General features: G+C 59.4%; 11 protein-coding genes. 4 read left to right on the forward strand and 7 right to left on the reverse strand.

What is annotated here, in order from left to right; translation table 11 throughout:
• Genes AAE514_RS10480 through AAE514_RS10500 form a run of 5 tightly spaced genes read right to left on the reverse strand, consistent with a single transcriptional unit; the run spans nucleotide 1 to nucleotide 4,980 of the window.
• On the reverse strand, nucleotides 1-2,142 hold the full coding sequence (locus AAE514_RS10480) for a type IV pilus secretin PilQ (RefSeq protein WP_347331486.1): 2,142 nt from the start codon (nucleotides 2,140-2,142) through the stop codon (nucleotides 1-3).
• A gap of 39 nt (nucleotides 2,143-2,181) precedes the next feature.
• Complete coding sequence (locus tag AAE514_RS10485; RefSeq protein WP_347331487.1) at nucleotides 2,182-2,715, reverse strand: pilus assembly protein PilP; 534 nt, start codon at nucleotides 2,713-2,715, stop codon at nucleotides 2,182-2,184.
• Between the two features lie 2 nt (nucleotides 2,716-2,717).
• Nucleotides 2,718-3,329, reverse strand: a complete 612-nt coding sequence (locus AAE514_RS10490; protein ID WP_347331488.1) for a type IV pilus inner membrane component PilO — start codon at nucleotides 3,327-3,329, stop codon at nucleotides 2,718-2,720.
• Nucleotides 3,330-3,331: 2 nt separating this feature from the next.
• On the reverse strand, nucleotides 3,332-3,913 hold the full coding sequence (locus tag AAE514_RS10495; protein WP_347331489.1) for a PilN domain-containing protein: 582 nt from the start codon (nucleotides 3,911-3,913) through the stop codon (nucleotides 3,332-3,334).
• Nucleotides 3,913-4,980 (reverse strand): pilus assembly protein PilM, encoded by a 1,068-nt coding sequence (locus tag AAE514_RS10500; RefSeq protein ID WP_347331490.1) that lies wholly within the window; start codon nucleotides 4,978-4,980, stop codon nucleotides 3,913-3,915. The genes AAE514_RS10495 and AAE514_RS10500 overlap by 1 nt, the downstream gene beginning before the upstream one ends.
• Nucleotides 4,981-5,134: 154 nt before the next feature.
• Between AAE514_RS10500 and AAE514_RS10505 the strand changes: the two genes are divergently transcribed.
• Nucleotides 5,135-7,675: a penicillin-binding protein 1A gene (locus tag AAE514_RS10505; protein ID WP_347331491.1), complete on the forward strand. Its 2,541-nt coding sequence runs from the start codon at nucleotides 5,135-5,137 to the stop codon at nucleotides 7,673-7,675.
• 39 nt (nucleotides 7,676-7,714) lie between these two features.
• Here the strand turns inward: AAE514_RS10505 and AAE514_RS10510 are convergent, their stop codons facing one another.
• Nucleotides 7,715-8,461 (reverse strand): thermonuclease family protein, encoded by a 747-nt coding sequence (locus AAE514_RS10510; protein WP_347331492.1) that lies wholly within the window; start codon nucleotides 8,459-8,461, stop codon nucleotides 7,715-7,717.
• Between the two features lie 76 nt (nucleotides 8,462-8,537).
• Complete coding sequence (gene rpmE / locus AAE514_RS10515; protein ID WP_347331493.1) at nucleotides 8,538-8,753, reverse strand: 50S ribosomal protein L31; 216 nt, start codon at nucleotides 8,751-8,753, stop codon at nucleotides 8,538-8,540.
• 251 nt (nucleotides 8,754-9,004) lie between these two features.
• On the opposite strand from rpmE, the gene AAE514_RS10520 reads away from it, so the two are divergent.
• The 3 genes from AAE514_RS10520 to hslV all read left to right on the forward strand — a co-directional run bounded on the left by AAE514_RS10520 (nucleotide 9,005) and on the right by hslV (nucleotide 12,999).
• Entirely contained in the window at nucleotides 9,005-11,212 is a 2,208-nt protein-coding gene (locus tag AAE514_RS10520) for a primosomal protein N' (RefSeq protein WP_347331494.1), read from the forward strand.
• Between the two features lie 560 nt (nucleotides 11,213-11,772).
• Nucleotides 11,773-12,354, forward strand: a complete 582-nt coding sequence (locus AAE514_RS10525) for an SPOR domain-containing protein (RefSeq protein ID WP_347331495.1) — start codon at nucleotides 11,773-11,775, stop codon at nucleotides 12,352-12,354.
• A gap of 105 nt (nucleotides 12,355-12,459) precedes the next feature.
• On the forward strand, nucleotides 12,460-12,999 hold the full coding sequence (gene hslV / locus AAE514_RS10530; protein WP_347331496.1) for an ATP-dependent protease subunit HslV: 540 nt from the start codon (nucleotides 12,460-12,462) through the stop codon (nucleotides 12,997-12,999).
• Nucleotides 13,000-13,008: the final 9 nt, after the last annotated feature.

Below are 13,008 nucleotides of genomic sequence, written 5' to 3' on the forward strand. Positions count from 1 at the left end.
TTATTCGGTCAGGGTATCCGCCATAATCTTCGGGGTAATGAATACCAGCAGCTCCCGCTTCTCCTGAGCAACCACGTCTCGACGGAATAATTTGCCCAGGCCGGGGATATCCCCCAGGAATGGTACTTTATCCACGCCTTCGACCTGCTCTACCGTGAAGATCCCGCCAAGCACCACGGTTTGGCCATTCTGTACAAGAACCTTGGTCATCACCTCGGTAACATCAATGCTGGGAATGCCTGAGCCCACGTTCAAGGCCCCCACAGAGTCCTGGTTGATCACCAAGTCCATAATAATGCGGTTATCAGGGGTAATCTGCGGCGTCACGTCCAGCTTCAGTACCGCCTCCTTAAAGGAGGTAGTAGTGGCGCCACTGGCCGAGGCTTCCTGGTAGGGAATCTCGGTACCGGACATGATGGTGGCCTGCTGCTTATCCCCGGTAATTACTTTCGGCTGGGATACAATTTCCGCATCGCCATTACTTTCCAGCGCGGACAGTTCCATATCGATAAAGGCGCTATCCGACAGAATGCTGAACGCGAAGCTACCTGCCGGGTTATCCACCCCGAGATCTACCATATGGTTCTCGTTCAGGTCCAGAGAGCCATTGCCGGTGAGCCACTCGGCGGGGGAGCCCGGTGCCGAATCCAAACCTGACGTTGAACCGGCGACTTCCACCAAGGCATCTGACGAACGGTTAAAGCCCACGCCGCCCCAGCGAACGCCCATCTCGCGACGGAAATCGGTGTTGGCGATAACCAGGCGCGCTTCGATCATAACCTGGCGAATGGGGATATCAATTTGATCAACCAGCCGCTTAAACGCTTCAATGCGATCCGCGGTATCAGTAATAATGATGGAGTTGGTACGCTCGTCAACAATCGCGTCGCCGCGCTGAGACAGGACGCTGCCCGTCGTCCGGTTGCCACCTTCACCGCCGGCCATGCTTCCTCCTCCACCGCCGGAACCTTCTTCACCCCGAAAGAGCTCAAACATTTCCCGGGCATTGGCATAGCGAACCCGAATGTATTCCGTACGCAGGGGCGCCAGCTCTTCCAACTGCTTGCGAGCACTCAACTCCTGACGTTCCCGCTCGGCGATCTCCGCCGCCGGTGCGACCATCAACACATTGCCGTTCAGTCGCTTGTCCAGACCCTTGGTTTTTAGTACCAGATCCAGAGCCTGGTCCCAGGGCACGCTGTCGAGACGAAGCGTAATGCGGCCCTGAACGGTGTCGCTGGCCACCAGATTCAGGTCGGTAAAATCGGCGATGATCTGAAGTACGCTGCGCACTTCAATATCTTGGAAGTTCAGGGACAATTTCTCGCCCGTGTAGTTGAACTCCTGCTCCCGGGCTTCAATTTCCTGCTCGGTCAGGGGCTTCACGCTGATCACGTATTCGTTGTCCGCCTGGTAGGCCATGTAGTCATAATCACCGCTCGCGGCGACCTTGATAACGGTGTCGGAGCCTTTGGTCTGCGCGGTGACCATGGTCACCGGCGTAGCGAAGTCGGTCACATCCAAACGGCGGCGCAACTCTTCGGGCAGGAAAACGCCCTGAATTTCCAGATCCACGCCCTTACCGGTCTCAACAATATCGGAACTAATGTTGTCATCGGACAACTGAAGAACAATGCGGCCCTCACCTTCTTCGCCGCGACGGAAATCGATATCGGTTACCTGGGGCCTACTGGCCTTACGAGGTTGGCGCTCAGAGCCTGTGTCCACCACTTCGTCACGCTCGTCGCCCTGAGCGGCCTGGGTGACGTAGCCGCCTTGGGCCGCGCCTACTTCCAGAATATACTGATTGCCCTCTACGCGAGCGTTGTAGGTCGTCAGCTCTGAAAGGTTGAGAATCAGTCGTGTCCGGCCCTGAGAGCTTAGCACCAGAGCACTTGAGCTATTCTCAAAGGAAAGCGGGAAGCGCCGCTGCTCCAGAGAGCTTTGCACATCGGGAAAGTCCATCACGATGCGCGCCGGCTGCTCGATGGTATACCCCTCCGGCCGTGGGGGCTCGCCATCAAAGGCCATTCGCACTTCAAAGCGCTCGCCCGGCAGCTCAGAGAATTGAATGTCATTGAGTGACTGAGACCACCCGAGGGCAGGCGCCAGACAGACCAAAAACAAGGCTAGATTTCGCATGGTTAACCCCAATAAGCACAGTGCTCGCATGATGATGGCCTATTCCGTTTCTTGTAGTTCAATAATTCTGGGACGCTCAACCCAGCCGTTGGCCCCATCGGCAACAATTTCCAAAATCTGAAGCTGCGTCGGCGAGGCCGACACTATACGTCCATGATTCTTACCCAAATAATTCCCTTCCGTGACCGCGTGAACACCGCCCTGGCCGTCATCAATCAACGCCCAGAGCTGCCCATTTTTGGTCAAAGTCCCCACCATGGTGAGAGACGCAATATTGAACCTTTCCAGGTATTCTTTCTGGCGATTCAAGTCAGGTTCGACTTGTTTTCCACTCAACTGAGCGCGGCGCTGCTCTTCCTGAACCGGCGGCTCAAAAGGACTGCGCATCGTCATGGCGCTATAGGAAAACGAGCGGTAGGGCTGAAAGGCCGGGAGCGGCTCGACCTGACCGGCGGGCTTATTTTTGGTGCGCTGGATATATTCCTGCAGGTCACCATTGTTCGCCCCGCCACCACAGGCGGTTAACAGCACGACGCTCAAGCTTAAACTAATGCGGTTTATAATTCTGTTCATCACTACTCATCCTGTGACTTATAGCGATAGGTTTTAGCGTCGATCTGCATATTCAGCGGCCCGATGTCATCACTTCGAGTAATCGTGAAATCATGCAATGTGACGATGCGCGGCATGCCGGCAACCCCACTGACGAACGTCCCCATATCGTGATAGCCACCCTCCACATCAATACTGATGGGCAACTCAACGTAAAATTCCGCCTCCTGCTCTGACTCGAGCACAACACTGTTAATCTCAAGCCCGCTCTCGGAGCCGCGAGCGTCTATGTCTTCCAACAGGCCCGGCACTTCGGTGTCACTGGGCAGGCGGGAGAGCAGCGCGCCGAAGGACTTCTCCATCTCCACCATTTGAGCGCGGTACTCCTCCAGGTTCGCCGCCTGGAAGCTCTTTGTTTCAAAGGTCTGGCGCAGGCTGGATTCCTCTGCGACGGCACGCTCCAACTGTTGGTTTAAGTCCTTAACCCACACATAGTAGGTCGCGACGAACACCAGAACCACAAGTAGCGTGCAGACAAAGACTTTCCCGGGGAGCGGCCAGACGCCCATCCGATCCACATCGATGTCATTTACATCAAAGTTTTTCAGCTGTTCCAAGGTATCGGAAAACGCCATGATCAGTTACCTCCCTCGTCGCCCTCGGCATCACCGTCTTCGGCCGGAGCCGAGGTGCGAACCGACATTCTAAAGGCGTTAGCCTGTTCGCCCTGTTCGGGGGCAGCGGTAACCGAGCTCAGGTTGGGCGCGGCGAACCAATCGGACTCATCCAGGTTGCGCATAAAGCTCGAGACCCGGTTGTTCGACTCCGCGATCCCCTCCAGCTGTATCACTTCCCCGGTACGTTGCATCCGGGTGAGGTAAACGCCGTCGGGAATGGCACGAACCATATCGTCGAAATAGCGGACAATCACCGGGCGAGTACCTTCAAGGTCCTGAATAACCCGCATCCGCGCCAGCAGCTCTTCACGTTTCTCGCGCAGCTCGCGAATTTCCTGAACGGCGGCTTCCAGCGCGGCGATTTCGGTCTTTAGCAGCCGGTTGCGCTCATTTTGGTCGGCAATGGAGGACTGGACCGTGGAGACCCAGAGATAGCCAATCAGACAGGCCACCACTACCACAAAGACCAGAACCCCGATAAATTCTTTCTTCTTTTCCTCGCGATAGGCTTCGCGCCAGGGGAGTAGGTTAATTCTTGCCATTAGTCGAAGCTCCTCATCGCCAGGCCCGCCGCAATCATCAGCGAAGGCGCGTCATTGGCCAGGGCCACGGCATTCACCTTGGAGGAGACGGACATATTGGCAAAGGGGTTGGCCACCAGTGTCTGGGTCCCCAGTTTTTCCTCAATGAGGCCCACCAGGCCTTCCATTGAAGCCACCCCTCCGGCCAGGACAATATAGTCTACATCGTTGTACTGGCTGGCTGAGAAGAAGAACTGGAGTGAACGGGTCACCTGCTGCACTACCGCCTCTTTAAAGGGCGCCAGCACTTCCGATTCATAGTCGTCGGGCAGGCCGCCCTGCTTTTTGGCGAGCCCCGCCTCTTCCATGGAGAGGCCGTAACGGCGCTGGATTTCCTCGGTCAGTTGCTTCCCGCCGAACAACTGCTCCCGCGTGTAAACGGTGCGGCCGTCGACCAGGACGCTCAGAGTGGTCATGGTCGCGCCGATATCGATGACCGCCACCACCTGGCCGTCGTGATCTTCCAGTTGCTCGACGATCTGACCGAAAGCCCGCTCCATGGAGTAGGCTTCGACGTCGACGATTTCTTCCTGCAGGTCGGCCAGCTGAAGGACATTGACACGCAGGTCGATGTTCTCGCGCCGGCAGGCGGCCAGCAGCACTTCCACCTGGTCGGGGTTGCGGGGCGATTCGCCCTGAACTTCAAAATCGATGGCGACTTCTTCCAAAGGGAACGGAATGTACTGATCGGCCTCTATAGAGATCTGGGTTTCCATCGCATCATCACTGAGGCCGGAGGGCATATCGATCATTTTGGTAATTACAGCGGAGCCGGCAACAGCCACGGCCGTGCTTTTGAGCTTGGTTTTGGACTGTTTGACGACCGTGCGCACCACATCCGCGACCGCCTCGGGGTCGTTGATGTTTTTCTCCACCACCGTACCAGGCGGCAGCGGACGTACGGCATAGGTCTCCACCCGGTAGCGATCGCCGTGTCGGCTGAGCTCCAGAAGCTTGACCGACGTTGAACTGATGTCCAACCCCAAGACCGGCTTCGCCCTTTTTTCCAGGAAGCTTAAAATGCCCATTTTTCTATCTATATCCGTAACTTAGAGGAAGTTTATGTTATAGGACTTTAAGTTAAGCCTGCAACAAGACTGCGCATATGTAAACAGTTAAAAAGCCCGTATAATGCAGTCACTCGCGGCTAATTTCGCTAACCTATTAATTCTCATAGAAAAAATGCCTATCAAAAAGTCCTATCTGAGCCTGCTTTTCTGGCTGTTTGTCGCCGGATCCGGCGCTTCACTCGTCGGTTTGGCGGGATTATACCTCTATCTCAGCCCCAAGTTGCCCCCGGTTGAAAGCCTGCGGCAAGTTCAATTACAGACCCCTTTGAGGGTTTATTCAAGCGACGAGAAGCTAATTGGCGAGTTTGGTGAACAGCGTCGCACCCCGCTCTCGTTCGAAGAGCTCCCTGATCAATACATTAAAGCGTTATTATCCGCCGAAGATGCGGAATTTTACGACCATTCCGGCGTATCCATTAGGGGACTTTTGAGAGCTGCGTCACAATTATTGAAAACAGGCGCCATTCAGTCCGGCGGCAGCACGCTTACCATGCAGCTGGCGAGGGACTTTTTCCTCTCTCGGGATCAGGTCTTTTCCCGTAAATTCAACGAAATCCTCCTGGCGCTGCAGATTGAGAACGAACTCTCAAAAGAAGAGATTCTCGAGCTCTTCAGCAACAAAATGTTCTTCGGCAACCGTGCCTACGGCATTCAGGCCGCCGCCCAGATCTACTATGGGAAGGACGCCGACGAGCTGAAACTGCATCAATGGGCCATGATTGTGGGCGTTTTGAAGGCTCCGTCCGCCTACAACCCTCTGGCGAACCTGGAGCGGGCCATGATCCGCCGCAACTGGATTCTCGGGCGCATGCTGGAGCTGGGGCATATTGACCAAGCGACCTATGAAGTCGCGGTCAATACCCCGGACAACGCCCGCTACCACGGCGCCACACTGGAGCTTTACGCCCCCTATATCGCCGAATTGGCCCGGCGCGAAGCGATTGACCGCTTCGGGGACGAGGCTTATACCGCCGGCTACAAGGTGTACACCACCATTCACAGCCGATACCAGGCCGCCGCCCAGATGGCCGTGGTAGAAGGACTAATGACCTACGACTGGCGCCATGGATACCGCGGACCGGAAGCCCAATGGGGAGAGCCCCCAAAAGATCTCAGCACCTGGGTTGAAGCGCTGGACGACCTCACCGCCTATGGAGACCTGGAGCCCGCCGTGGTGACGGCGGTCGAGGACCAGTCCGCCGAGGTCCTGCTGGACACCGGTGAGACGCTGGAGCTGGGCTGGGACCAAGGCCTTTCCACGGCGCGCCGCTACATTAACGAAAACGCCCGAGGGGCCGCTCCCAAGACCGCCAGCGACGTGGTCAGCGTCGGCGACCTAATCCGGCTTTACCAGAGGGAGGGGGCCTGGCACCTGCGCCAGATTCCCGAGGCACAGGCTGCTCTGGTGGGCCTGGATCCGGAAAATGGCGCCATGCGATCCCTGGTGGGTGGCTTTGATTTTCACCAAAGCAACTTTAACCGGGCCCTGCAGGCGGAGCGCCAGCCCGGCTCGAGTTTCAAACCGTTCGTCTACACCGCTGCCCTGAAGAACGGGTTTACCCCCGCCACTCTGGTCAATGACTCGCCCATTGTCATTGAAGACGCCAGTTTGGAGGGCGCCTGGCGCCCCGAAAATGACGGTGGCACCTTTTTGGGACCGACCCGACTGCGCGAGGCGCTCTATCGCTCCCGCAACCTGGTTTCCATCCGGGTGCTGCGCAGCATCGGCATCGACGCCCTGCTTGAGACCCTTGGGCAATTTGGCTTCGAACCCGAGAAACTACCGCGCAACCTCTCACTGGCGCTCGGCAGCCACGCCCTCACGCCACTGGAAATGGCCCGCGGTTACGCTATCTTTGCCAACGGCGGCTACCGGGTGGAGCCTTATCTCGTGGAAAGAATCGAGAATGTGGAAGGCGAGCCCATCCACCAGGCACGCCCCTTGACCGTATGCCGGGAGTGCGACCGCCAGCTCAGAGAGGAGCGGGAGCCGGAGAGCCTGGTAGCCGATATATTCACCGAACCACCTTCGCCGGAGGCCTCTTCTTCACAGTGGTCTGAGGTCGACGACAAAAACGACACCGTCGAACCCGAAACGCCCCTGGACCAGCCCACTCAGTTGATGCTGCTCGATGAAGCCGACGCGGTCATCCCCCCGCCCATTGCACCGCGAGTGCTGGACGAGCAGACCGCTTATATCATCGACTCCATGCTCCGGGATGTGATCTCGCGGGGTACCGGCCGTCGCGCCCGGGTTCTGGACCGCTCCGATATCGGGGGCAAAACCGGCACCACTAACGGCCCGATTGATGCGTGGTTCGCGGGCTACAGCCCCCATATCGTCACCGTGGCGTGGCTGGGTTTTGACCACTCCCAGAAGCTGGGCCGGGGCGAGTATGGGGGCAGCGCCGCTCTCCCCATCTGGATCAACTACATGCGTACGGCACTCTCGGACAAGCCGGAGCGGGTTCGCCCCCAGCCCGAGGGCATTGTCACCGTTCGTATCGATCCAGAAAATGGTCGCCGCGCCCGACCCGGCGACCCCGATGCCATTTTCGAGATTTTCCGGGCGGAGGAAGTGCCGCCTTACGACAGCAACGGCAATGGCGGCAGCACAAGAGAAGCCGAACAGCTGCCGGAAGAGCTATTCTAGAGAGCCATCGTCACCTGAGGAGTGGGTCCGCCCAAGGGCTCACTCCCTTTCAATAGACAAGTCGTACCGACTGCGCACGCGAAGCAGCAGCGGCTTGAAGCCACGCTTCGCGGCCCGCGAATCCGACCGATCAATTACCCAGCCCCGCACCTCCAAGCTCCGACCTTCCAAAACCCCGGCGGTTTTCAGAGTCGGCCAAAGCTCGGCGGGTACGCGCACGACCAACGGGCCATTCAGTTCGAGCCATACCGAGCCACCCGCCTCGCTGATATCGGTCACTTCTCCGCGAAGGCGCTGAAACCCAGCATCTTCCAGAGTTAGCGTTGCGGCGGGTTTCGGCTGCCAACCCTCATGCCCCCAAACACCCCGGTCGGCGCGACGAGCCTGAGCTTCCGCCCTGGCAAGACACGCCGCCAAGTGGGTATTGGGGGGAATCGCAATATGGAAGGCCATGCCTTCGCGCAACAAGGCCGCCTCCACGCTCTCACCGGTGGGCGTAAAAAGGTGCGCCAATGTTCGCCCGTAGTGATCTTTCCGCTCTTGGTCGTAGATCAGGGTAACCTCATCCAGCGGCGCCAGTTGGCGCTTCAGCTCCTGCTTTGCCGCCTCCGCCAACGGCTGGGCCGAGCGCCCTTCGCGGGCCAACTCCGGGGCATTCACGCCAATCAAGCGTACCCTTTGCCCGCTCTTAAGCCGAATACTGTCGCCGTCCTGCACTTCGGCAACCACCGCCGTTTCGCGCGGAAGCGAGTCGGGCAGCGCACAAGCGAGAGCCTGCGCGGCCATTAGCCAGGCACAAACAAAAACGCCGAGAGCTTTCACTCTCGGCGTTTTGTGTCGCTCGGGCTTTGAAGCCATCGCCTTACTTGGAAGCGATACGGCTACCGAAGCGCTTCTTGAAGCGATCGATGCGGCCGCCGGTGTCAACAATCTTCTGCTTGCCGGTGTAAAAGGGGTGGCATTCAGAGCACACGTCGACCTGGAAGTCGGTACCCAGCGTAGAGCGGGTTTTGATGGTGTTACCGCAACTGCAGGTAGCAGTCACGTCTTCGTATTTGGGGTGCAGATTCGCTTGCATGGTAAACGCCTTTCGTCTTTGTGCCGCCACCCGGTCTATCCCGCCCGCCAATAGCGATTCGGGGTTTTGCCGAGCACCGCACAACGGTTAATGGGTACGGCTTTTGGGAAGCCGCGCATAATACCAGAAACAACGGACAAAACAAGCACCCCCGCCGCGGCCGCGGGCCCTCGCCCCCACAATCATTCCTTGGGGCTCGCGAAGTACGGTATCCTGAGCGCCTTTTTGCACTAGCCGCACATCGGGAGCCCATGTCCAGTCCTATCGTTCTCGAAATCGCCCTGCCCACGCCGCTGCGCCGTCGGTTTGACTACCTGCCACCAGCGGGCGTCGACCCAAAGACCCTGCGTGCAGGACAGCGCCTGAAGGTCCCCTTTGGCTCCCAGCGACTGGTGGGCCTGCTACTGCGCACAAAAAGTGAGTCTTCACTCCCATTGAAGCAGTTGCGCCCCGCCGACGCTCTGCTCGACGAGGCGCCCCTACTGCCGGACGAACTCTGGCAGTTGTGCCTTTGGGCCGCCGAGTACTATCAACACCCGATTGGCGACGCCCTAAGCACCGCCCTGCCGGTATTATTACGCCAGGGAGAAGCTGCCCGGGAACGAAGCGAACCCTACTGGCAGCTCACCACAGAAGGAAAAGGTCTTCCCGAAGGTGCCTTGAAGCGTGCCCCACGCCAAGCGGAACTGTTGGCGCTTCTCCAACAGCGCGGTGCTCTCAACCGAGCCGACCTGTCCGTACTGGGCTTCAACCGCAGCCAGCTCAAGCCGCTGGAACAGAAGGGGCTGGTCGAGATGACGGAGCAAGTACTCACTCCCCCCGAAGCCTCCCACATCCTGCGAGAAGCACCCCTCACCCTGTCGGAAGAGCAGCGCGTTGCGCTGGAACAGATCCCGGAGAACGGCTTTTCCATCAGCCTACTGGATGGCAGCACCGGCAGCGGCAAAACCGAAATTTACCTACAAGCGATTGCCCGTACCCTGGCGCTCGGGCGCCAGGCGTTGGTATTGGTGCCGGAAATCGGCCTGACCCCCCAAACCCTGGCCCGTTTTCAGCGCCGCTTTGCCCAACCGGTGGTGGCCATGCACTCGGGCATGAATGACCGGGAACGGCTCGATGCCTGGCTCCAGGCGCGGGACGGCCGCGCGCGAATCGTGATCGGCACCCGCTCGGCCATTTTCACTCCCCTGGCCCAGCCCGGCATTCTTATTGTCGACGAAGAACACGACAGCTCCTTCAAACAACAGGACGGCTTTCGTTATTCCGCCCGGGACCTGGCCGCCCTGCGCGCCAAGCGGATGGGCATCCCCCTGGTACTGGGCAGCGCCACCCCCGCTCTGGAAAGCCTGCACAACGCCCGTACCGGGCGCTACCAGTATCTGCGCCTGACCCACCGCGCCGGCAACGCTCGCCCGCCCGAGATTCTGCTGCAGGACATCCGCCGCCGACCGCTGGAAGAAGGCCTCAGCGAGCAGACGTTAAACCAGATCCGCACCACCCTCGAGGATGGCAACCAAGTCCTGGTGTTTCTAAACCGCCGGGGCTACGCCCCCACCCTGGAGTGCACCGAATGCGGCTGGCTCGCCGAATGCGGTCACTGCGACACCCGCCTGACCATGCACCAGACCCCGCGCCACCTGCACTGCCACCACTGCGACCACCAGCGCGCCGTGCCCCGCCACTGCCCGTCCTGCCAAAGCACCCGTCTGCAACCGGTGGGCCAGGGCACCGAGCGCAGCGAAGAAGCACTCCAACGCTACTTCCCCGACACACGAGTCCTGCGGGTGGACCGGGACTCCACCCGACAGAAACACGCCTTTCGGGACCTGATCGACGAAGTTCACAGGGGCGACCCCTGCATCCTGGTGGGCACCCAGATGTTAGCCAAAGGCCATCACTTCGCCGACGTCACCCTCGTCGTCATTCTCGACGCCGACGCGGGATTGTTCAGCACGGACTTCCGCGGCCCGGAAAAAATGGGCCAACTCTTGCTTCAGGTCGCCGGCCGGGCGGGCCGGGCAGAGAAGCCGGGGCAGGTGATTATTCAGAGCCACCACGTGGAGCATCCGCTGATCCGCACGCTAGTGGAGCGGGGCTATCACGATTTCGCGGAGCTGATCCTGAGCGAACGACGACTGACGGGGCTGCCACCTTTCCGTCAGATGGCGCTGCTGCGGGCGGAGTCCAAACGCCCGGAGAATGCGGTGGCATTCCTCAAGCAAGCACGGGCGATAGCGGAGAAGCTGCATCCCCCGAATCACGAATTGGGTTACCTGGGGCCGCTACCGGCCATGCTGGAGAAGCGGGGGGACCGATACCGCTACCAACTCCAGTTGAATGCCGCCAACCGAAAGGCGCTGCATTCGCTGCTGAGTCGTCTGACACTCGAATTGGAGCAACACCCCCTGGCGAAGCGAGCCCGCTGGTCGGTGGATGTGGATCCGCAGGATATGAGTTGATCACAATCACTCAAGCTTTTTGGCAGTGAACCAATACACTTCGCATTGAAGCGCTGCGGGGGAATAGGGCTCTCCGAGACACGCCGTAAACCCATCCCTGGGGGCTCGATTACCCGCCGTCCAGGCGGGTAACGGTCTCGGAGAGCCCTATTCCCCCTCCGCTGGCGCCAACGGACAATTGTTTTGAGATAGCAACCTTCCTCCATGGGCTCTATTAGCACTGAGGCCCGACGTGGGGTATACCGGTTGTAGACTCTCTGACGCCTACATGGATGTAGGTGCTAGAGCGACGCAGGAGCCAAAGCCGCGGCATGGATGCCGATGAGAAGCCCCCAGGGATGGGTTCACGGCGGGTCTACAACCGGTATACCCCACGGCGGGCCGGACGCGATGCTCCCACTAGCTTCACGGCGGGTCTCCGAGTGGTCTACCCCTCCTCCGGCCGGACTTGACGCACTGACGTTTAAAACATCCGAACAGCAAAAGCCTTTGAGACTGGCACCATCGACCGGTGGTGAGTACAATTGCTCGCGCTCTAACACGTCAGGCCCCACACCATCATGACCCGAGATTACGCCAAGAAAAGCCGCCCCGCCCCCCGGCGCAACCGCCCCAAAAGCCAAGTGCCCGGCTGGGTATGGCTATTCACCGGCCTCGTGCTCGGCGGCTTCATCGTATTCCTCGCGCGCCTGACCGACGTCAACGTTCCCGAACAGCCCCAACAAACCGCGCCCGAACCCGCCCCCAAAGTCGCGGAAGAACCCAAACCCGAAAAACAAGACACCCCCAAACCTCGCTTCGACTTCTACAAACTGCTGCGCGAAAGCGAAGTCATCGTACCCGCCACCGAACCGGCCGAAAGCCAGGCCAACAACGGCGGCGAACAGCAAGCCAGCATCGATGAATTCATCCTCCAAGTCGGCTCCTTCCGCAAATCCTCGGAAGCCGACAGCCTCCGCGCCCAACTACTATTGCTCAACCTCGACGCCTACACCGAGCAAGTGACCCTAAACAACAACGAAGTCTGGCACCGAGTCCTAGTGGGGCCATTCAGCAACCAATCACGCCTTGCCAGCGCCCGCTCAACGCTCGTTTCCAACGACTACCACGCCCTGGTTCTCAAACGTAAGCGCGACGACTGACCCCCCGCGGCAAAGCGGCGGCCTCGCCGCTGCTTGAAATCCCTTCGCCTTGCCCCCACTTCAGCCATTCACCACATCACACATTGGTTTGATTAAGGACGGCTTGTGGAACAATACCGAGGTACCACCATTCTCTCCGTGCGCCGTAACGGCCAAGTCGCCATCGGCGGCGACGGTCAGGTGTCCCTGGGCAACACCATTATGAAAGGCAACGCCCGCAAAGTCCGGCGCCTGTACAAAGACCAGGTGATCGCCGGGTTCGCCGGCGGTACCGCCGACGCCTTTACCCTATTCGAACGCTTCGAGGCAAAGCTTGAGGCCCACAACGGGCAACTAACCCGCGCCGCCGTGGAGCTGGCCAAAGACTGGCGCACCGAGCGGTCCCTGCGCCGCCTGGAAGCACTGCTGGCCGTGGCCAACGCCGAGGCCTCGCTGATCATCACCGGCAACGGCGATGTCATTCAGCCCGAAGACGACCTGATCGCCATCGGCTCCGGCGGCGCCTTCGCCCAATCGGCCGCGCGCGCCCTACTGGACAATACCGAACTGGATGCCAAACAAATCGTCGAAAAAGGGCTGACCATCGCCGGCGACGTCTGCATCTACACCAACCACAACCAGACCATCGAAACCCTCGAGTACTGAGGTTCGACG

The sequence above is a fragment of the Marinimicrobium locisalis genome, assembly GCF_039822625.1.
Lineage (GTDB): Bacteria > Pseudomonadota > Gammaproteobacteria > Pseudomonadales > Cellvibrionaceae > Marinimicrobium > Marinimicrobium locisalis.

Bases quoted from the DNA above. Each gene is read 5' to 3' on its own strand.
- rpmE (WP_347331493.1), bottom strand. From the start codon at position 8,753: ATGCAAGCGAATCTGCACCCCAAATACGAAGACGTGACTGCTACCTGC.
- AAE514_RS10500 (WP_347331490.1), bottom strand. From the start codon at position 4,980: ATGGGCATTTTAAGCTTCCTGGAAAAAAGGGCGAAGCCGGTCTTGGGG.
- AAE514_RS10490 (WP_347331488.1), bottom strand. From the start codon at position 3,329: ATGGCGTTTTCCGATACCTTGGAACAGCTGAAAAACTTTGATGTAAAT.
- AAE514_RS10510 (WP_347331492.1), bottom strand. From the start codon at position 8,461: ATGGCCGCGCAGGCTCTCGCTTGTGCGCTGCCCGACTCGCTTCCGCGC.
- AAE514_RS10505 (WP_347331491.1), top strand. From the start codon at position 5,135: ATGCCTATCAAAAAGTCCTATCTGAGCCTGCTTTTCTGGCTGTTTGTC.
- AAE514_RS10485 (WP_347331487.1), bottom strand. From the start codon at position 2,715: ATGAACAGAATTATAAACCGCATTAGTTTAAGCTTGAGCGTCGTGCTG.
- AAE514_RS10495 (WP_347331489.1), bottom strand. From the start codon at position 3,913: ATGGCAAGAATTAACCTACTCCCCTGGCGCGAAGCCTATCGCGAGGAA.
- AAE514_RS10520 (WP_347331494.1), top strand. From the start codon at position 9,005: ATGTCCAGTCCTATCGTTCTCGAAATCGCCCTGCCCACGCCGCTGCGC.
- AAE514_RS10480 (WP_347331486.1), bottom strand. From the start codon at position 2,142: ATGCGAAATCTAGCCTTGTTTTTGGTCTGTCTGGCGCCTGCCCTCGGG.
- AAE514_RS10525 (WP_347331495.1), top strand. From the start codon at position 11,773: ATGACCCGAGATTACGCCAAGAAAAGCCGCCCCGCCCCCCGGCGCAAC.